General features: G+C 45.3%; 18 protein-coding genes. 11 read left to right on the forward strand and 7 right to left on the reverse strand.

Translation table 11 applies throughout. The annotated features are described in order from the left end of the window. Positions 1–5 precede the first annotated feature (5 nt). A complete protein-coding gene (locus tag ACVA58_RS13185; protein WP_446510895.1) occupies positions 6–1,274 on the reverse strand; it encodes an oligosaccharide MFS transporter in 1,269 nt (422 codons plus the stop codon). A gap of 430 nt (positions 1,275–1,704) precedes the next feature. Between ACVA58_RS13185 and ACVA58_RS13190 the strand changes: the two genes are divergently transcribed. Continuing rightward, on the forward strand, positions 1,705–2,724 hold the full coding sequence (locus ACVA58_RS13190) for a LacI family DNA-binding transcriptional regulator (protein ID WP_446510896.1): 1,020 nt from the start codon (positions 1,705–1,707) through the stop codon (positions 2,722–2,724). 75 nt (positions 2,725–2,799) lie between these two features. On the opposite strand, the gene ACVA58_RS13195 is transcribed toward ACVA58_RS13190, so the two are convergent. Beyond that, complete coding sequence (locus ACVA58_RS13195; protein ID WP_446510897.1) at positions 2,800–3,678, reverse strand: 5'-methylthioadenosine/S-adenosylhomocysteine nucleosidase; 879 nt, start codon at positions 3,676–3,678, stop codon at positions 2,800–2,802. Between the two features lie 320 nt (positions 3,679–3,998). Here ACVA58_RS13195 and ACVA58_RS13200 point away from each other — a divergent pair, with 320 nt between their 5' ends. From ACVA58_RS13200 to ACVA58_RS13230, 7 genes are all read left to right on the forward strand, one after another. Beyond that, a complete protein-coding gene (locus ACVA58_RS13200) occupies positions 3,999–4,724 on the forward strand; it encodes an IclR family transcriptional regulator (RefSeq protein ID WP_446510898.1) in 726 nt (241 codons plus the stop codon). 53 nt (positions 4,725–4,777) lie between these two features. Then, positions 4,778–5,833 (forward strand): TRAP transporter substrate-binding protein, encoded by a 1,056-nt coding sequence (locus ACVA58_RS13205; RefSeq protein ID WP_446510899.1) that lies wholly within the window; start codon positions 4,778–4,780, stop codon positions 5,831–5,833. 70 nt (positions 5,834–5,903) lie between these two features. Further along, the gene (locus tag ACVA58_RS13210) at positions 5,904–6,401 is read left to right on the forward strand and encodes a TRAP transporter small permease (protein ID WP_446510900.1); all 498 of its coding nucleotides are present in this window, start codon (positions 5,904–5,906) and stop codon (positions 6,399–6,401) included. Between the two features lie 11 nt (positions 6,402–6,412). Beyond that, the gene (locus ACVA58_RS13215) at positions 6,413–7,681 is read left to right on the forward strand and encodes a TRAP transporter large permease (protein ID WP_446510901.1); all 1,269 of its coding nucleotides are present in this window, start codon (positions 6,413–6,415) and stop codon (positions 7,679–7,681) included. 12 nt (positions 7,682–7,693) lie between these two features. Next, complete coding sequence (locus tag ACVA58_RS13220; RefSeq protein ID WP_446510902.1) at positions 7,694–8,839, forward strand: mandelate racemase/muconate lactonizing enzyme family protein; 1,146 nt, start codon at positions 7,694–7,696, stop codon at positions 8,837–8,839. Between the two features lie 59 nt (positions 8,840–8,898). Further along, positions 8,899–9,825 (forward strand): 2-dehydro-3-deoxygalactonokinase, encoded by a 927-nt coding sequence (locus ACVA58_RS13225; protein ID WP_446510903.1) that lies wholly within the window; start codon positions 8,899–8,901, stop codon positions 9,823–9,825. Beyond that, positions 9,815–10,450, forward strand: coding sequence for a 2-dehydro-3-deoxy-6-phosphogalactonate aldolase (locus ACVA58_RS13230; protein ID WP_446510904.1), 636 nt, complete (start codon positions 9,815–9,817; stop codon positions 10,448–10,450). The genes ACVA58_RS13225 and ACVA58_RS13230 overlap by 11 nt, the downstream gene beginning before the upstream one ends. A 192-nt stretch (positions 10,451–10,642) precedes the next feature. On the opposite strand, the gene ACVA58_RS13235 is transcribed toward ACVA58_RS13230, so the two are convergent. Together ACVA58_RS13235 and ACVA58_RS13240 are read right to left on the reverse strand one after the other, a co-directional pair. Further along, on the reverse strand, positions 10,643–11,902 hold the full coding sequence (locus tag ACVA58_RS13235) for an FAD-dependent oxidoreductase (protein WP_446510905.1): 1,260 nt from the start codon (positions 11,900–11,902) through the stop codon (positions 10,643–10,645). Continuing rightward, the gene (locus ACVA58_RS13240) at positions 11,875–13,491 is read right to left on the reverse strand and encodes a phytoene desaturase family protein (protein ID WP_446510906.1); all 1,617 of its coding nucleotides are present in this window, start codon (positions 13,489–13,491) and stop codon (positions 11,875–11,877) included. Before ACVA58_RS13240 ends, ACVA58_RS13235 begins: the two co-directional genes overlap by 28 nt. 357 nt (positions 13,492–13,848) lie before the next feature. Between ACVA58_RS13240 and yghU the strand changes: the two genes are divergently transcribed. Next, positions 13,849–14,706 (forward strand): glutathione-dependent disulfide-bond oxidoreductase, encoded by an 858-nt coding sequence (yghU, locus tag ACVA58_RS13245; RefSeq protein ID WP_446510907.1) that lies wholly within the window; start codon positions 13,849–13,851, stop codon positions 14,704–14,706. Between the two features lie 67 nt (positions 14,707–14,773). Here the strand turns inward: yghU and ACVA58_RS13250 are convergent, their stop codons facing one another. Both ACVA58_RS13250 and ACVA58_RS13255 read right to left on the reverse strand, forming a co-directional pair. Beyond that, positions 14,774–16,048: a sensor histidine kinase gene (locus tag ACVA58_RS13250; protein WP_446510908.1), complete on the reverse strand. Its 1,275-nt coding sequence runs from the start codon at positions 16,046–16,048 to the stop codon at positions 14,774–14,776. After that, on the reverse strand, positions 16,045–16,734 hold the full coding sequence (locus tag ACVA58_RS13255) for a response regulator transcription factor (RefSeq protein ID WP_446510909.1): 690 nt from the start codon (positions 16,732–16,734) through the stop codon (positions 16,045–16,047). The genes ACVA58_RS13250 and ACVA58_RS13255 overlap by 4 nt, the downstream gene beginning before the upstream one ends. 474 nt (positions 16,735–17,208) lie before the next feature. Between ACVA58_RS13255 and ACVA58_RS13260 the strand changes: the two genes are divergently transcribed. Both ACVA58_RS13260 and ACVA58_RS13265 read left to right on the forward strand, forming a co-directional pair. Next, positions 17,209–17,484, forward strand: coding sequence for a hypothetical protein (locus ACVA58_RS13260; RefSeq protein WP_446510910.1), 276 nt, complete (start codon positions 17,209–17,211; stop codon positions 17,482–17,484). Beyond that, positions 17,484–17,873, forward strand: a complete 390-nt coding sequence (locus tag ACVA58_RS13265) for an ArsR/SmtB family transcription factor (protein ID WP_446510911.1) — start codon at positions 17,484–17,486, stop codon at positions 17,871–17,873. Before ACVA58_RS13260 ends, ACVA58_RS13265 begins: the two co-directional genes overlap by 1 nt. 45 nt (positions 17,874–17,918) lie before the next feature. Here the strand turns inward: ACVA58_RS13265 and ACVA58_RS13270 are convergent, their stop codons facing one another. Next, positions 17,919–18,572 (reverse strand): DsbA family oxidoreductase, encoded by a 654-nt coding sequence (locus ACVA58_RS13270; protein ID WP_446510912.1) that lies wholly within the window; start codon positions 18,570–18,572, stop codon positions 17,919–17,921. Between the last annotated feature and the right edge of the window lie 8 nt (positions 18,573–18,580).

Here is an 18,580-nt window from a genome sequence, read left to right on the forward strand (position 1 = left end):
GATGCTTAAGCTGCCACTAGATCTTTATCTTTAGTTAACGTGACTGATTTTTTATTGCTAAGTGTGAAGAAGGCCATGATGGTTGCAGCACCGGCAAATAGACCGAAGTAAATGTAACTCCAGGCAAAACCATGGGTATCGTACATTACTCCCATGACTGGGGCGGCAATGGCCGTAAAGATGTTATTGATGACCTGGAAACCGAACATGTAGGTAAATGAGTTCACCTTCTTGTCAAACTGTTCAGCAATATAGGCGAACACAGAAACGATAAGTAGTGGGTTTACGACGCCGAACAACAGTTTGGCAAAGACTGCCATGTAGAGGTTCTTCTCACCTAAACCGGCATAACCAATGATTAGCAGAAACGAGGTGATACCAAATGCGGTTAGGATAAGGCTGCCTTTAGCACCAATCTTCTTGATAACAAATGGCACGCTTGCACTGACAAAGAACAGGAAGAAAGCGGAGATACCATCCATGTTGGAGCTGAAGGTGATGCCTTGCTCTTGGGTCTCGAAAAAGCTGACAAAGTAACGGGTAAACTGAGACATAGATGTCCAGAATACGACGGATATAGTGCCGGCGTAAGTCATGAACGCCCACATTTTAGGGTTCTTCAGTAGTTTGATAACATCTTTCTTTTCAATTTTTTCTGCTGAAATAACATGGTTATCTGCATTATCCAGATGTTTTACTTTAAGAGTTGCAATGAATATGAGCATCAATGCAGCAGCAACACTACAAGCAACGAAAATCAGATTAGGGTTAATGTTGTAAAGGAAGCCTGCAAGGATGGCTGATAAGCCCCATGCTGCAATACCGAAACCATTAACAAGGCCGAAATCGTAGTCGTGGCAACGAGCAAAACGCTCACTATAGGATGCGATAACACCGCTACCGGCTTGGAAAAGTAAGCCAAGATAGATGGCGCCGAAAAGAACACCAAACTTAAATGTTGATGGGTCCGACAATAGTGGCCCGTAAACATAGATATAGAAAGGTCCGATTAACAAGCTAAGTGCTGCAATGAAATACATCAGGTGCTTTTTCAGCCCTAGCTTGTCTAGCATGTAGCCAAATGCCGGCTTGAACAGTACTGCAAGACCAGTCTGTAGACCAAATAAAACACCGATTTGTGAACCGTCGATACCAATTCGGTCGTTAAGCCATACCGCAAACAGTGAGCCGGAACTCAGTGACCAGAAAAAATTATAGAAAAAGTAGGCTAGGCATATTTTTGCCATGGCTATTTTGTTCGAGTCAGTATTCATTGTAACTCCATTAATGATTGACACAGTGAAGGGAGACTTCTGCCTGCGATGTTCTTGTTTTACTAAGTTGATATCGAGATACTAATAATATTAGTCATATCAAGCAAAATATTAGTTGTGCATTTATGACTTTTGTCACGAGATTGACACGGAAAATTAGTAATGATGAGACCGAAAGCACATTGTATTCAATGTTTGATCGGTTTTTTATGGAGTTTTTGTGATTGTATGGCTAAATCTTCTTTACTAATATTATTAGTCGTGCCGTTCGGATATTCGAATACTTTGCTTGGTAATGCATGCGGCAAGGCTAACGTGTATTTATCGCTGACGATATATTGCTTTGACTGAGAGGGGGAGGCTAGAGCATGCTAAGGCTAGGAGTTTATGGTAAAGTTTCCCTATATTTGCGGGCATAATGAAGTAAAACATGGCAAAGAAAGTAACAATGATGGATATCGCCCGAGCCGCCAATGTCTCTCAAACAACGGTATCCTTGGTACTCAACCAATCTCAATCGATTCAGATTTCTGATGAAACTCGAAATAAGGTGTTGTCAGCTGCCGATGAACTCGGTTATGCCAAAAAGACATCACTTGCACGAAGCCAGGAACCGAAGAAGATAGCCCTTATACTGGATTCTATTTCCGATCATGACCCTTTCATGGATGCAATCAGTGTTATCTGGAACTCTGCTTGGGAATATAACTATCTTATTTCGACTTTTTATTTTGGTAATAACCCCAACCTTGAGCGACAGATTCAGGCAGAGATTAGCTGTAACCAAACATACGTCGGGGTAATCTACGCCTCGTCAGTAACTCGACGCGATCTAACACTAAAGATTAAAACTGATTTACCTATGGTACTGTTGAACTGCAGTGCGAAAAATAACCCATCACTTCCCTCAATTTTGCCCGCAGATTTGCATGGTGGTTACGTAGCAACAGAGCATTTGGTCAACCAAGGCTATAAGAATATCGCCATTATTACGGGTGAATCTTGGATGGAATGCTCTACTCAGCGATCTGAAGGCTATAAGCAAGCGCTCATTGATCACAATTTAGTGCCAAAGTCGGCTTATATTGTTGAGGGAGATTGGTCGTTGAATAAAGCTTATAAGCAAACACTCGAGCTTTTGGCGTTACCCAATCGACCTGAGGCTATCTTCTGTTGCAGTGATTATATGGCGATGGGATGTTATCAGGCGATAAAAGAGTCAGGCTTAAAGGTAGGTAAAGACATTGCAGTGATGGGGTATGATAACGCCAGCCATGGTCGTGAGCTTGAACCACAACTATCATCCGTTGAATTACCTTATTCACGTATGGGGGAAGAGGCGTTAATTCGGATTGATACTTTGGTTAAGCAGCAACCCTTAATGCAACTTGCAATGAATATTCCTAGTGAACTATTTGTCAGGGAGTCAACACCGGGAATCGAGGACTAAATAGGGCCTTCTATTATTTCAAAAGCTTCAAAAAGAGCCTCACAAGGAGGCTCTTTGACGTTCATGAATAACGAATTATTTCAGAGTTGAGATGTAGTGCAATACAACGTTTTTCACGAATTTCTGGTTGTCCGTCGCTGTTGATGGGTCGTACTTGCCACCGTTGGTCAGGTTGTTAGATAGAATGCGAACACCTAGGAAGGGTACTTTGTAGGCTTCAGCCATCATTGCTGCAGAAGCGGTTTCCATTTCTTCAACGCTAGTGCCGTAGTTTTCGTGTAGCCAATTCATACGGTCGATTTCATTATTCCAGAAGTTTGCTGAAGCGATAGTCCCTTCAACGACTTTACCGCGCTTGTGCGTTTCCTTGACCGCATGAGCAGAAGCCAGTAGATCTTCGTTACCTGCATAGTAGCGGACTTTTTCTGCGTCGACTGCGGCATCACCTTCACCTGCGCTGCTTTCAGATGCCATCACATCCATAGGAATCCAATCCATTGGGTGCGAGCCTTCACCTTCAGCAAGACGAGGTGTTTTGAAGTTACCGGCGTTAAAGGAGCGCTTACCTAGAACAATGTCACCAACATTGAGTGACTTGTCGTGGCCGCCAGAAGTACCTTGGTTAATGATGGCACGAGGGTTGTAGCGCTCAATCGCAATCGCAGTGGCCGCTGCCGTGTTCTCTACACCTTTGCTGGTTTTGGTCACTACGATTGGGTAGTCGTTAAGCATCCCAATATAGAAAGTGAAGTTACCGCTGTGTTCGATGCGAACATTCTTAAGCAAGTCAGCGAAGTACTCTGCCTCGATAGGCATTGGACCTTGAATAAGAATTGGCTGCTTTGGTGCCTCGTGTGATGGGACGGTTACGCTCTTCACGGTTGAAGCCGTTGCGACAGTTGAAAGTAGTAGTGCACCAATGGTGAATAACACTTTTTTAGATTGCGATAGCATGGGGTGATCCTTGTATTTAGCTTAAGCGCTTAATGTTCTGCGGCAGGGAATATACAACGCAATCGTTTGCGTCGCTAGTGGTGTTTATAAATAATTATATCAATTTGGAGTAAAGTACTAATAAATAAGAGGTAAAAGTAAGGTTGTCTCTGTGGGGAAACAAAATGCAATGAGTCACATATTCACTGTATTTCGTTCACAATCCAGCAAAAGTTCCACTATATGGGAACCGTGTTCCGCGAAATGGAACGTTGAGCATCGTCACATTTTCTAGCATTCCTGCACGCTATTATTTATCCCATCAGAAGTTGGGGGTGAGTATGAGTTCAAAACAAGGCAATCAAGCATTAAATAAAGCTATCGCGGTTATCGATGCTATTGCTGATGGCCACCGTCAATTGAAAGACATTTGCGAGTTGCTGGATTTGCCGAAATCGACAGTACACCGCATATTGCAGGGTTTGATTGAAGCCCGTTATATCCGAGAAGTGAAAGGGATCGGCCTAGTTTTGGGCACCAAGATGATCCAGCTTGGGATCCGTGCCCAGCAGGACATGCCACTAAAAGAAATCGCTAAACCTTTTCTACGGGCCTTGGCCGAAGAAACACAAGATACCGTGCACCTTGGGATTAAAGATGAGGATGAGATCTTCTATCTGGATAAGATTCCAGGTGAAAGGGCAATTCAATTGCGCTCTCAAGTGGGTGACCGATTGTCGATGGCGGCGACCGGCATTGGCAAAGCGCTGATGGTTGATATGCCGAAAATGGAGTGGCAACGTCTTATCAAAAAACAAACAGATGTTGACCTAGAAGCCATGCTGTCTCGGATGGAAGAGTACTCTAAAAATGATTACAGCTTTGATCTTGAAGATAATGAAGATCTCGTACGATGTGTAGCAGTCCCAATCCGTAATAAATATAACAATGTTATTGCTGCTATTTCCGTTACCAGTATTAAAGAATATATGTCTGATGAAAGAATGCAGGCACTTATTCCCTTAATAAAATCATATAGTCAGAAGATATCTGAACAACTGAATTAACCTCTACAAATAACGAACTATCGTTATATAAGAAGACCTATTAGGAAGATGCTATGTCTAGATCGGGTAAAATTCTAGCCATTGGTGGGCTTTTTATCGCCTCCATTATTGGCTCAGCTATTGTAACGAATGGCAATAATTCAACAACTACCGCAAATTTAGCCTGTGAGTCCCAAATTAAAACATTACGTTTTAGTATGAGCTCTAATACACAGCACCCTATTTATGATGGGGCAAGCAAATTTAAGGAGCTTGTTGAAAAAACAACAGATTTAACTGTTGATATTTATCCTTCTGCGCAATTAGGTGATGACCGAGCGGCGATTGAAATGCTGCAATTGGGGACACTGGATGTATCCATTCCCTCTACTGCGCCGCTAGCAAACTTTTATCCGGAATATAATGTTTTTGACCTTCCTTTTATGATTCCGAATGAAGCGGTAGCCGATAAAGTATTACGCAGTGATTTCGCTGATGGCATGCTTGATATGCTGCAATCACGCCGTTTGATTGGTCTGGATTTCTGGGAAAATGGTTTTCGCCATCTAACCAACTCTCGCCGTACAGTGACAAACGTTGATGATGTAAAAGGCTTGAAAGTGCGTACCATGGAAAGCCCACTTCATCTCGATGCCTGGAAGGCGCTAGGTGCAACGCCAACGCCAATGGCATTCAATGAACTGTTTACCGCACTTCAGCAAGGGACCGTGGATGGGCAGGAAAACCCTTACCCGAATATTGCACTGAACAACTTGTATGAAGTACAGAAGCAAATGACCGATACAGGCCACGTATACACACCGTTGGTACTGATATTTAGTGAAGCTAGCTGGAACAAACTAAGCGCTCATGATCAAGCGGCAGTACGTCAGGCTGCTGTTGAGGCTGGGGATTACCAACGTGAAGTTAACCGCCGTGTAAATAACGATAGCCTAGATACCATTAAGGCCAATATGCAGGTCACTGAACTGACACCGGAAGCACGAAGTGAGTTCCGCAAGGCGACTGAATCTGTGGTTGATAAATACCGTGATGTAATCGGTGGCGATATCATTGATTCATTCACTAAAGAGATTGCCAAAGCTGAAAAAGAATCAGCAGTTCAGTAACTGAAATAAGCCACTCTATCGGTATTTCCGCTTGGCGAATATAACCGCTAGGCGGAATAAGGAAAACCTTATGATTAAATGGTTAGACAAATATTTAGAAAATACACTGGCCTGTATTTTACTCGCGGTCATGGTTATTGCGATATTTACTCAGGTTGTTACGCGAACATTAGATATTTCTGTGTCTTGGACGGAAGAACTTGCTCGCTATTGCTTTATTTGGTTGGTTTATATTGGTGTGAGTTTCGCAGCTTCGCGTAAAAGCCATATTAAAATTGATGCAATTGCAATGTTGTTGGATGATAAAGAAAAGAAATACTTGTCTTTACTGTCTGACTTAGTGTTCTTTGCATTCTCATGCTTTATTCTTTTCCATTCAACTCAAATGGTGTTGGAGCTTTTTCACCTTGGCCAAACGTCTCCAGCACTTGGATTGCCAATGTGGATTGTATATTTGGCAGGGCCTGTTGGATTTGGATTGACGTCATTTCGTTTGATTCAGCAGATGATTATCACCTTTGATGAACTTGATGCAATCAAGTTAGATCAAATCAAAATCAGCGAATAAGGTAGGGAAGCATGTCTATATTTATTCTATTTTCAACCTTTGCCTTCTTGGTGATCTATACCGTGCCGATTGCTATCGCATTGGGGATCGCTACCTTGGTAACGATTCTTTCAACAGGAAACCTGAGTGTTGATTTCCTGGTAAGCACACTTATTACCTCTGTTGATTCTTTCCCAATCATGGCAGTGCCGTTTTTCATCTTGGCCGGTGACATCATGGGAAGTGGTGGTATTTCACAACGTTTGGTGAACTTTGCCAACTCGTTAGTGAAAAACATCACTGGTGGTTTTGCCATCGCGTCGATCATCACTTGCATGTTCTTCGCCGCAATTTCAGGCTCAGGACCTGCAACGGTAGCAGCGGTTGGCGGCATCATGATCCCTGCGATGATCAAATACGGTTATGACCGAGGTTTCGCGACAGCCGTTGTAACCGCTGCGGGTGCGATTGGTGTCATGATCCCGCCAAGTATCCCTATGGTGATGTACGGTGTGTCAGCAAGCACTTCAATTGGCGATCTGTTTATTGCCGGTGTTGTACCTGGCCTATTAGTCACATTCTGTTTGATTGTCTGGGCTTACATTTACTCGAAGAAGAAAGGCTATAAAGGCTCTGACGAACCTTTCTCGCTGAAAGAAGTCTTTGAGCAACTTAAGCATGCCCAGTTGGCGCTGCTTATCCCGGTTATCATTCTTGGTGGTATCTACGGCGGTATCTTCACGCCGACCGAAGCTAGTGTGGTCGCTGTGGTCTATGGCTTGGTTGTTAGTCTGTTTGTTTATAAGGAAATTACGTTTAAGGATTTGCCTCAGATTTTCACTAAATCTGTTCTGACCTCGGTGATCGTTCTACTTATTGTGGGCACGGCGACCGCGTTCGGTAAGTACCTTGCGCTTGAGCAAATTCCAACTCAAATTGCCAATGCGATGCTGGCGTTCTCTGACAGCAAGATTGTCTTTATTCTGCTGATGGTTGCACTCCTGCTTGTTGTGGGCTGTTTCATGGAAACCGTTGCCGCCATCATCATCTTGACACCAATACTGGTGCCGGTTGCCATGCTGTTCGGATTCAATCCGGTTCACATTGGTATCATCATGGTCGTGACATTGGCTATCGGATTTATCACCCCGCCGCTTGGCTTGAATTTGTTTGTCGGTTCGAGTGTCTCGGGGATCTCCGTGGAGCGCTTGTCGAAAGCTATTTTACCGTTCTTCGTCGCGATGTTGATTGCCCTGATGTTTGTCATCTTCATTCCACAACTGTCTCTGGCACTGATTTAAAAAGGTAGCACTATGAAAATTATTGACGTTATTCCTCACGCGATATCTGTACCGCTGGAGCAACCGTTTTATTTCTCACAAGGTTGGGTACATAACCGTAGCTCACTGATTGTGGAAATAGTGACAGATGAAGGGATCACTGGGTTTGGTGAAGCGTTGTGTCATGGCTTACAGCCTCCGCATATTGCTGCAGCTTTCATCGAGCATGCTTTCAAACCTTTGCTGCTTAACCGTGACCCGTTTGATGTCGAAGTACTTTGGGAAGAGATGTACAACTTGACCCGTCCGTATGGCCAAGGCGGCTCGGCGGTCAATGCCATCAGCGGTGTTGATATCGCATTGTGGGACATTATGGGTAAGGCGCTTAACCAACCGATCCACAAACTGATTGGTGGTGCTTTCCGTAAGGAAGTGACGCCATACGCGACTGGCTTCTATCGTGTTGAAGGGGCTACTTACCCGCAAGACTCGATTGAAGAAGCACACCGCCATGTTGAATCAGGCTTTGGCGCATTCAAGCTGAAGATCGGTTTTGGTATCGAAGAAGACGTTGCCCTGATCCGTGCCATTCGCGAAGCGGTAGGTGAGGATGTGAAGATTATGGCGGATGCCAATGGTGCCTATAGTGTCGGGGCTGCGCGTCGCATTATCAAAGAAACGGAAGAATACAATCCGTATTTTCTCGAAGAGCTGCTGGCGCCGGAAGATCTTGAAGGCTATCAGCAGATCAAAAATCTATCGAAAACCTATATTGCTGCCGGTGAGCAAGTATTCGGCAAAACGGGTTACCGCCCGTGGCTTGAAAGCAATGCGTTGGACATTATCCAACCGGATCTGTGTTCTTCTGGCGGTATCACTGAGTGCAAGAAAATCGCAGCAATGGCACAGGCGAACAATACGCGCATGATCCCACATGTTTGGGGGTCCGGTATCGGTATCGCGGCTTCATTGCAGTTTATTGCCTCACTACCAGCAGCACCACTGTCGCTTAACCCTATCGAACCAATGCTGGAATATGATCAATCATCGCATCCGTTCCGCAAGGATCTCATTTGTGATGGCATCAAAATGGTTGAAGGCAAGGTACAGATTTCGACTAAACCGGGTATCGGTGTCGATGTGAATCGCGAAATCATCGATCGCTATAAGATCAATTAACTCTCTTAATTTTAATTTTATGCCCCGCTCTTGCGGGGCTGTGGTAGGGATCTTATCGAATGACAAAAAAACAAATACCGGCACATTGGCTTGTTATTGATTGGGGAACGACGAACTTTCGTGCCTTTGCGATGGGTGAGCAAGGTGACGTACTTGATAAGGTTGAGTTGTCGCTGGGCCTGTTGCAGGTAAAGGAAGGCGAGTTCGCTATTGAGCTGGAAAATGTGTTGTCAGGCTGGCTAGCCGAATATAAAGACCTGCCGATTTTTATGGCGGGCATGGTGGGATCCCAGCAAGGCTGGGCCAATGTCGATTATGTACCGACTTCAGTCAGTGCCCAGCAACTTGGTGATAAAACCTATCGTTTTGGGTTGCCATGGGGGGCAACAGCAACAATTGTACCGGGCGTCAGTCATCAAACGGATCAGGGTCTGTTCGATGTAATGCGAGGTGAAGAGGTACAGTTGTTTGGTCTGGCGAAACTGACAGGTATGAGTGACTTGGTCGCCGTGATGCCAGGCACCCATAGTAAGCATGCGGTGTTCAATAAAGGTGAGTTGACAGCTTTTTCGTCATACATGACTGGCGAGCTGTTTTCCGTGATTTCAAAGCATACGATTCTTGGACGAGGTCTACCTGAGTCTGGTGCGTTAAGCGACAAGTCGGCTTTCCTTAAAGGGGTTAGCGAAGGGCAAGCTGAACAGCTAACTAATACTTTGTTTATGGCACGTACTCATCGCTTGTTTAACAACATCGCTGGTGAAGAAGTGTTGGATTATCTATCCGGTGTATTAATTGGTAATGAGCTTCAAGCCCTATCTTTACATGGCACTAAGCAGGTGTATCTAGTTGGGGGAAGCAAGCTGTGCGACCGCTACCAACTTGCCTGTCAGGCTCTTGATATCGAATCAACATATATAAATGGCGATGAATGTTTCATTGCCGGAATGGCTGCAATCCAAGGGGTAATGAACAATGACAACTAAACCATTTAATCTAGCTGATAACTTGCCTCTTGTGGCGATCATTCGTGGTGTTACTCCTGAAGAAGTGATCAGTGTTACACAGGTGCTGATTGAAGAGGGCTTCACCATGATTGAAGTCCCGTTAAATAGCCCTGATGCACTAGTGAGTATTAAGAAGTTGGTGGATCATTTTGGCAGCAATTACTATATCGGTGCAGGTACCGTCACAACGCCAGAACTTGCCCAACAGGTGATCGACACTGGCGCTAACCTTGTGGTAACGCCGAATTTCCAGGAAGACGTCGTCAAAATGTCGGTCGAAGCAGGCTGTGCGACATTCCCGGGTGTTGTTACACCAACTGAAGCGTTTGCAGCTTTAGCTGCAGGAGCGACGGGCCTTAAGCTGTTTCCGGTTACCATGCTTGGCACTTCAGGCTTTAAAGCGCTGAAGTCTGTATTACCACCAGAGACGATTTGCTTACCGGTGGGGGGGGTTAGCCCAAGTGTTGATAGCATGAAGCCATATACTGAACTGGGTGCTCAAGGTTTTGGGTTGGGCGCTGCACTGTACAAGCCGGGTATGACGGCTGATGAAATTCGAAACAATGCCAAAGCGTATGTGGAAGCATTTAACGCCTGCTGGTAACTCCTATTGGTTATTTAGGCACAGTTGCAAGAAAGCCATTTTAGTAAAGCTATCTGACTATAGTTTGATAGGTGAAGGGATCTTATTTTAGGTCCCTTTTTTATTGGTAATTGTTATGGGGTATACCCTATGGTGTACCTCTATGGAATACTGTTGGTCGGCTGATAAGGTTATGGCGGTTATCAGGCATCATTAAAAGTACCTGTTTACGATGTATTCGGCATATTCACAGGTGAAGCCCACGCAGCTAAAGTTGAGAAGCTCGCCGGCGTAGTAGGTGTGCTGGCTACCTTGTATTTTATCGAGCTTGTCATAAAAGCCATTGTTCATCTCATCGGTTTCGACATGGGGGAAGTATTTCCAATGAATGAATTGATGAACAGATTTTATCTCTCCACCCATCTGGTGGACAAACCTTCCAAGATTCTCGGTGACTTCGTTTTCGCTGATGTTTTTATCGGTTAGCACATAAAAAGAATAGATGGGGTGTCCGGCTTGCCTGTAGTACCAGAAAACGGGGTGCCCTTCTCGCTCTCTAATAAAGTTCTCTGGTACGTAGCCAGTCTTTTCAACGAAGTTGTTAACTGTGCAAAGAATGGTCTGATAATCCAGATACATGATTTTTTCAAATAGCGCCTGCTCTTGAAGACTTAAGTCCATAAATAACGCCGTCTCATCCAGTGGCGTTGTCACAATAAGCTTATCAAATTCTTCTGCTCCAGCTTTTGTCGTAATTGTTATGGTTTCGGCTCGGTTAATGTGGGTGATATCAGCCTTAAATCGAACATCATGCTCCCTCGCGACACGCGTCCATAATCCCTGAATACCTTGTGGAAAGACATAAACTTGGTTTTTCAAGTAAGCCACAATGGTTTTCCAATTGACGTATTTCAGAACATAAGCCGTTGGCACATGATCAGAGTAACAATAGCCAAAACCGGAGAGAAACAAACTGAAGATATTGGCTAAGTCGGTAATTTTTTTATCTTTGGCAAATTGGTCGAATGGCAACGTAATCGCTGGGGAAAGATGGTGAAACCCGGGGGATTCTAGCTCTTTGTATTGCCCTAGAATGCGCCGGTAGCGGAAAAACAGCTGCCATAACACTTTGAGTTTGAGCGCCAGTGACTGCGTGGGGATTTGCTGACCGTTTTTGTTGACGAAAATACTTTGGCCAAAATGAGCCTGTTCGATTGGGATGCCATATTGCTTAGCCAGCCGGAGAGGGACGGTGTTATTCTCCGTGACAATGCCCGCCCCAAGTTCGTAGGTTTTTGAGGCGATCTTGACACTCAGACATTTTCCGCCTGCATGATCCGTGCGCTCGAAGAGCTTGACGTGCTTGTAGCCTTTTTGCTTCAGGGCTTCTGCGGCACTGAGCCCTGCTGAGCCAGCCCCTAGGATGGCAATACGCTGATTGAGGTCTATCTGATTGTTTTGTTGACTGTCCATAGTAGGTTTTTCTTTAAAATTGTCGACGCGCAAAGCAGCCCTGCCATAGTCCCCCCCGCGATACTCGCCGTCATGACATCCTGTCCCGATAGAAATAGGTTGGATACCGGCGTATGAATGCGCAGAAATTTTTGCCGGAAACGTTGCGGCGAATGGGCAATGCCATAGATCTCACCTTGTTCATGGTGGGAAAAATGACGCGTACTGAGCGGGGTAGAGACCTCATAATAATCGACTTTGCCTTCCAGTTGAGGCGCCACACGGTACAGCTGCTCTAACATTTGTTGCGCCAAGTGTTCCTTGAGCGCTTTATATTCTTCGCCGCGTTTCTGCCATGTGGTGTTTTCCCATAGAGCAAACCACTTATAGGGCACCAAAATCACCACTTCGGCGGTGCTTCGTCCGGGGTGTGTCTGCTCGGCGGCGGGATCTTTTGCCCAAGGGAATGAGACAAATGAGACTGGAAGCATGGAGGAAAAATCCTTGTACTCTGCTCGCCCTCGGTCATGATCGTACTGCTGGGGAAAAATCCAGTAATTGCATTTGGGTAAATTAAGCGTTACGGGTGACTCTTTGATGCCTATATATAATCCGGCATGAGCCGTGGCAGGTTCCAGCTTGTTAATCAGTTTGTTTAGCTGATATTTCTGGCGAACGTCATCAGGCAGCAAGCAGCAGTAGGTGCTCACAATACCTGTTGCGCTGACAATCGCATTGGCGTAGAACGCTTCACCGTCATTCATGCGAACGCCAACAGCTCTGTTTTGCTCGACGATAATTTTACTCACATCGGCCTGGGTTAAAGCCACCCCTCCCGACTGCTCAATTATCGGAACAATACATTCGGCGATTTTCGATGCCCCGCCAACCGGGTAAGCGGCCCCATCGATATAGTGATTGGCAAGCAGTGCATGCATGTAAAAACTGCTCTTAGAAGGCTCTAAACCGTAATCGCCATATTGGCAGGTCAGTACGCCAATCAGTTTGGGGTTGTCAGTAATGCCCCTTAATACTTCTAATGTGGTTTTGTCGGAGAATTTGAGTGTGCTGCGGCGAAGAAAGCCGCCGAAGAGTGCTGATAGTAATGGGGGAAGGGTTTTTTCAATATAATAACCGCTACCGAGCTTTTGGGCTTCATCGAGTAGCGCGAAGTATTTATCGATTGAGGCCATATCCTGTTTTGTAGGGAAATATTGCTTTAGCTTGGCCTTGAGGTTTTCCCGTCCTCTGGGGAACATGTATTCGTCATTGCCAAAGACCGCCCGGTCATAAATGTCATCAAGGGGAGCCCACTTGAGCTGATCTTTCGATATATAGCGAAAGACTTTGTTTAACACGGTTCCCTCGATATGAGCTTGGCCCACGTAGTGCAAACCGACATCCCAGGTATATCCCTTGCGGCCAAACGTATGGGTATATCCCCCAAGTACGTTGTGTTGTTCCAGCAGCAGTACGCGCTTTCCTGCTTGGGCTAAAAAGGATGCTGCACTGAGTCCTCCGGTACCCGAGCCGATTATTATGATATCAAAGGTCCGTGCATCTCTTGTTTGAGCCGATGTAATGTATTCCTTATATCCTTTGCCAATCATATCGTGCACCTTCAGGTTAAGGTTGCATTATTATCAAAGTGCCCGCGCGTTAGACAAATCCATTAATCGATACTACCCGCTAAGTAAAATTCCATTCTAATAGTAGCAGCCAAATTAGCACAATAGCGCAAATTTTGCGGACGCTAACGCCGGAGTCTTATAAGAAAGCATAGTGCGCCATTGCCGTTAATAGAGCGAGTAGACCTGCGAATAAATAACGATTTGTGAACATTCGTTCAAAGTCCTTGCATTCCTTTTTTACCTTAGCTAACTTTAATTTTGAACGGTTGTTCATGGCCTTGCCAAAGTGACTGAGTTTGGGTAGCGCCCAGTAATGATAGATGCGAGGAATAACGAATGGGAACACAGTATAACCCACCTAAAGTCTGGACATATGACAGTGAAAACGGTGGAGAATGGGCGAGTATTAATCGTCCTGATTCAGGTGCGAGGCATGAGCAGGTATTGCCTGTCGGCTCCCATCCGCTGCAGCTTTACTCTATGGGTACACCTAACGGCCAGAAAGTAACGATCATGCTGGAAGAGTTACTGGCTGCTGGTGTTTCAGAAGCAGAGTATGACGCCCATTTGATTCGAATAGGCGAGGGCGATCAGTTTTCATCAGGGTTTGTTGGCGTTAACCCAAACTCCAAAATCCCGGCCCTGGTTGATTATTCGCTTGAAAAACCGATCAACGTCTTCGAATCTGGCGGTATCCTGCTGTATCTTGCAGAAAAATTCGGTCATTTTCTGCCAAGCGATCTTGAAGCAAAAACCAAAGTCATGAACTGGTTGTTCTGGCTTCAAGGCTCTGCTCCTTATCTTGGAGGTGGCTTTGGCCATTTTTATGCTTATGCACCTGAGAAGTTTGAATACCCGATTGATCGTTTCACCATGGAAGCCAAGCGTCAGCTTGATGTGCTCGATAAGCAGTTAGCCAATAATGCGTTTATTGGCGGTGATGAATACACTATTGCAGACATGGCTATTTGGCCGTGGTATGGCAACTTGGTGCTTGGCAAGTTGTATGATGCTGCTGAATTCCTGCAGGTCGAGCAGTACACCCATTTGGTGCGCTGGGCCAAAGAGATTGATGCCCGCTCTGCAGTACAGCGCGGAAAAATGGTCAACCGTACTTGGGGGGAAGAGTGGGAGCAAGTACCTGAGCGTCACAGTGGCAGCGACATTGATGATGTGTTGAAGCTTAAACCGTAGTTGACTCCCATTTCACTGTACAACCACCTCGTTGGCGAGGTGGTTGTTGATTAAGCTCGAACCTATTTCATTTTTGGTGTTCATTTAGGGCATTAAATTGCACTCTAACCTTTCTGCCGGACTCAAGTTCAATAGAGTCATATTGCCAGCCATATTGTTTTATCAGCCGTTCTGTTAATTCCAGACCCAAACCAAAACCAAGATCATCCGCGGTATGCTGCGCGGAGTGATTTTTATTGATGATCGTAAGCTGGTGGCCGGACTGAAGGATCTCGACTTTGCCATCATTGGTATGCTGGAAAGCATTACGGATCAGGTTTGAAATGATAATCCGGCAGAGTGACTCTGGCTGTTGGTTATACGTGTTGTCAGTACGCATCTCAACATCAACCGATTTACCGCCAAGCAGGTAATTCAGCTCCTGAGTAATTTGTTGGGTTAACTCTCCGATAATTATGTTCTGGGTTGGCAGCGCCTTTTCTTCCTGGCGATTTAGCCATAGCAGGGTCTCAGTGAGGTTGGTCATGGTGAATCCGGCACGTTCGATGCGATCCAGCACATCAATTTGTTTTTTGTTATCGACGCCTTTTATTATCATCTTGCGCAACAACTCGGCGTTGGTGCGTGTAACCGCTATGGGGGTCCGTAATTCATGGCTGGCATAACCAAGGAAGCGCTGTTCTCTGTCTAGACTTTCTTGTACCGATGATAAGCTGCTTTGAATGATGTTTGCCAAGGTGTTGAGTTCACCAAAATGGAAGTCAGGAACAGGCAGAGATAACTTTTCTTTATTAAGGCTTTTTGCCCAGTCCTTGAGGGCTTCAACCGGAGTGGCTACTCCACGCAGGGTGAAGACTAATATCGACGCAAAAATAATAATCGCTAAGCAAGCGGTGAGAATGAGGTAAACAAACTGGCGAGAAGCGCGGGGCGGAAGGTGCTCGGGGGGCTTTTCCGGGAAGGTCATTGAAATATAGCGCGTTTCACCCTCTTCGGTAGCTTTCATCGCAAAGTAGCCAGCTTTTGGGTGTTCAATTAACGGTATTCCTTCGATTTTCTTGAGTAACTCACCTTCGACAAGATCTTTTTGATCAAGGTTTTGCCGAATGGATATAGGGAGATCTTCCCAGCGGCTCGCGACATTGATATTGCGTATTTGTTGTGGCTGACCATCACGGATATCTTGTTGGAAGGCCTGTGAATGCATCATGCCACTCATCGCCAAATCCATGCCGGAAAAAAAGTAGCTAAGACTGACTGCTGACATTGCAATAATGGTTATGGTGCCGGTCAACAGCATAGCAAGGAGAAAATGAAGCCGCAGGCTAGGTCTTATTTTCATGCCGGCTTCTCGCTCTTTAACACAAAACCCTTACCTACCAGGGTATGGATAAGCTTGATCTCTGACTGGCCATCAACCATCTTTCTGAGATTAAACATATGGACTTTCAAGCTGTTGCTGTCGGGTTGCTCCTCTCCCCAAACGCTTTGGATGAGCTTTTCTCTCGATACCGGGTTGGGACTGGCACGCATTAGCGTATCGAGGATCTTGAAGCCGATTGGCGACAGCTTTAATGGTAGCGAGTTGCGTTTGGCGGTTTGTTGTTGAGTATTGAGTTCCAGATCGGCAATGATCAGTTTACTGACTTGGCCACTGCGGCGACGTGACAGTACTTGAGCTCGAATAATCAACTCTTCCATGGCGAAGGGCTTAACGAGGTAGTCATCGGCCCCTTTGGAAAAACCTGCGAGCTTATCATCCAAGGTATCACGAGCGGTGAGCATCAATACGGGGACATCAATGCCTTGTTGTCGTAGCTGCTCACAGACCTCCAGCCCGTTCATTTTCGGAAGGTTCAAATCGAGAATGACGACATCATAATCATGATTTTTGATCAGATTTAGGCCTGATAGACCATTAGCCGCGTGGTCACACTGAATATCTTCGAGTTCGAGGTAATCAACAATCGCGGCGGCGAGATCTATATCATCTTCGACCAACATTAATTGTAGTGTGTCCGTTTTCATTGTTACCTCTTACTCTCTGAATAATAAAGTTAACTTAGCTTATCTTTAGGCTGTTTGCTCGGTTGATGTGCCGTTGAATATTCGTGTTTTGAGTTTCATCAATCCAGCTTTGACTTCACATTGGATCAACAGGAGAGATGGAGTCAGTAACAGCGTGATGACAGTAGCGAATAATATCCCGTAACCCAACGCTGCAGCGGCCGATATCAGAAATTGTGCTTACATGATTATCTTCACTGTTTTAGCCATTAAGCCGGCAAAAATCAAAGGTAATATAGCGTATCGGGTTGTCATGGTTCTTGTCTCCGTGATGATAGCGGCAAGATAGCAAGTAGGTGGGTTAAGGAGGGGTTAAGAAGAGAATGATCGTTTTTTATATCACAGGTTACACCATCAATACTTGCATAAATGCGCAAGTGATCATATGTTTGAGTTGAGATTGCTCTTATATAATAGCGAAATGGAAGTAAGTGAATGAAAAGTATAGTATCCGGTCTGAGTAAGTGGTGTGCTTATAGCCACATTATCAAAGCGTTTTCTGTGTTGATTAAAGGTGGCCAAATATCTGAGCAAACCAAAGCGGGTAGAAACATTGCTTTGCTTGGTTTTTTTTGTCCGATCTTTTGGATTGCACTGTTTAGCGGTGCAGATGCTCAATCGCTTGCTTTTCATGCTACCCATTCAGGAATCGTATTCTTGATTGGAATCGCTATAATGGTTGCTAGTCTTAAGAAACAACAACATAAATAATGGAAGAACAATACATTGATGCCTTGAAGGCATTAGCGGAACCCCATCGGCTTCGTTTGTTTTGGTTACTGGTTCATGTTGATCAAAGAATTACTGTTGCTGAAGCCATGGATGTGACTGGTGACAGTCAATACAACGCCTCACGTAATCTTAAAATGCTTTACAAGGCAGGGCTATTGACGCAGGAAAAACAAGGTAAATGGGTTTACTACACCTTGGCTGTTCAAGAGCAACCGCATTGGAAAGCTTTGATTGAATCAGTTCGCACGTTGCCAAAAAAAGGGTTTACGGATGTTTCCTCTCGGTGTCAGCAACGGCTTGCCATGCGCGTCAACAATGAATGTGTTATCGGGGCAAACAGTGAGGAATGGTTAGGTAAAACATTCTAGCCTCCCGCTTATACTGCCTCCTCCCATAGATAAACGAGCAGGCACTTAATTATTTAGTTCGCTTATAAGCTCAGTAAGTACTTGCTTATAGGTGTCTACTTCCTGAGCTCCGGTTAGCGCGCTGGTGCGATTGAACACTACGGTAGGAACCGCTGACACGCCTAGTTGTTGCCAGTATGCCTCCTGTGAGCGGATTTCTTCGCGATGAACAGCATTCTCCAGCCTTGCTTGGGCAGCTTGTTTGTCCAAACCTAGGTTAGCGACTGCTTCGAGCAAGACTTGTCGGTCGGAGACATCTTTCTGCTCACTGAAAAAAGCACCGAATAAACGCATCTTTAAAGCCGTTTGCTTACCGCATTCCTTGGCAAATTCCAGCAAGACATGGGCATCCAGCGTGTTGACCATTTTCATGTCATCAAAATAGTTGAAAATGAAGCCGTACTCAGCACCAAGCTGGGCAATTCTTGCTCGGGCCTGCTGGCTTTCTTCTGGCGTCGAACCATATTTCTTTGTGATATGTACGCGCAGATTTTCGCCTTCTGCAGGCATATCAGGGTTGAGCTCAAACGGCTGCCATTCAATCTCGATGCTATCTTGAATGCCGAGCTCGGTGATTGCTGCTTCTAGGTGCTTGTAGCCGACAAGGCACCACGGGCAAACTACGTCGGAAATAATATCGAGTTTAATTTTCTTAGTCATTTTCGGGC

This window comes from Photobacterium sp. DNB22_13_2 (assembly GCF_052873915.1).

Excerpts from the sequence above, each read along its gene's own strand:
- ACVA58_RS13195 (WP_446510897.1), bottom strand. The coding sequence starts at position 3,678 with ATGCTATCGCAATCTAAAAAAGTGTTATTCACCATTGGTGCACTACTA.
- ACVA58_RS13260 (WP_446510910.1), top strand. The coding sequence starts at position 17,209 with ATGAAAAGTATAGTATCCGGTCTGAGTAAGTGGTGTGCTTATAGCCAC.
- ACVA58_RS13255 (WP_446510909.1), bottom strand. The coding sequence starts at position 16,734 with ATGAAAACGGACACACTACAATTAATGTTGGTCGAAGATGATATAGAT.
- ACVA58_RS13240 (WP_446510906.1), bottom strand. The coding sequence starts at position 13,491 with ATGATTGGCAAAGGATATAAGGAATACATTACATCGGCTCAAACAAGA.
- ACVA58_RS13185 (WP_446510895.1), bottom strand. The coding sequence starts at position 1,274 with ATGAATACTGACTCGAACAAAATAGCCATGGCAAAAATATGCCTAGCC.
- ACVA58_RS13250 (WP_446510908.1), bottom strand. The coding sequence starts at position 16,048 with ATGAAAATAAGACCTAGCCTGCGGCTTCATTTTCTCCTTGCTATGCTG.
- ACVA58_RS13230 (WP_446510904.1), top strand. The coding sequence starts at position 9,815 with ATGACAACTAAACCATTTAATCTAGCTGATAACTTGCCTCTTGTGGCG.
- ACVA58_RS13200 (WP_446510898.1), top strand. The coding sequence starts at position 3,999 with ATGAGTTCAAAACAAGGCAATCAAGCATTAAATAAAGCTATCGCGGTT.
- ACVA58_RS13220 (WP_446510902.1), top strand. The coding sequence starts at position 7,694 with ATGAAAATTATTGACGTTATTCCTCACGCGATATCTGTACCGCTGGAG.
- ACVA58_RS13215 (WP_446510901.1), top strand. The coding sequence starts at position 6,413 with ATGTCTATATTTATTCTATTTTCAACCTTTGCCTTCTTGGTGATCTAT.
- ACVA58_RS13225 (WP_446510903.1), top strand. The coding sequence starts at position 8,899 with ATGACAAAAAAACAAATACCGGCACATTGGCTTGTTATTGATTGGGGA.
- ACVA58_RS13270 (WP_446510912.1), bottom strand. The coding sequence starts at position 18,572 with ATGACTAAGAAAATTAAACTCGATATTATTTCCGACGTAGTTTGCCCG.
- ACVA58_RS13190 (WP_446510896.1), top strand. The coding sequence starts at position 1,705 with ATGGCAAAGAAAGTAACAATGATGGATATCGCCCGAGCCGCCAATGTC.
- ACVA58_RS13235 (WP_446510905.1), bottom strand. The coding sequence starts at position 11,902 with ATGGACAGTCAACAAAACAATCAGATAGACCTCAATCAGCGTATTGCC.
- ACVA58_RS13210 (WP_446510900.1), top strand. The coding sequence starts at position 5,904 with ATGATTAAATGGTTAGACAAATATTTAGAAAATACACTGGCCTGTATT.
- ACVA58_RS13205 (WP_446510899.1), top strand. The coding sequence starts at position 4,778 with ATGTCTAGATCGGGTAAAATTCTAGCCATTGGTGGGCTTTTTATCGCC.
- ACVA58_RS13265 (WP_446510911.1), top strand. The coding sequence starts at position 17,484 with ATGGAAGAACAATACATTGATGCCTTGAAGGCATTAGCGGAACCCCAT.
- yghU (WP_446510907.1), top strand. The coding sequence starts at position 13,849 with ATGGGAACACAGTATAACCCACCTAAAGTCTGGACATATGACAGTGAA.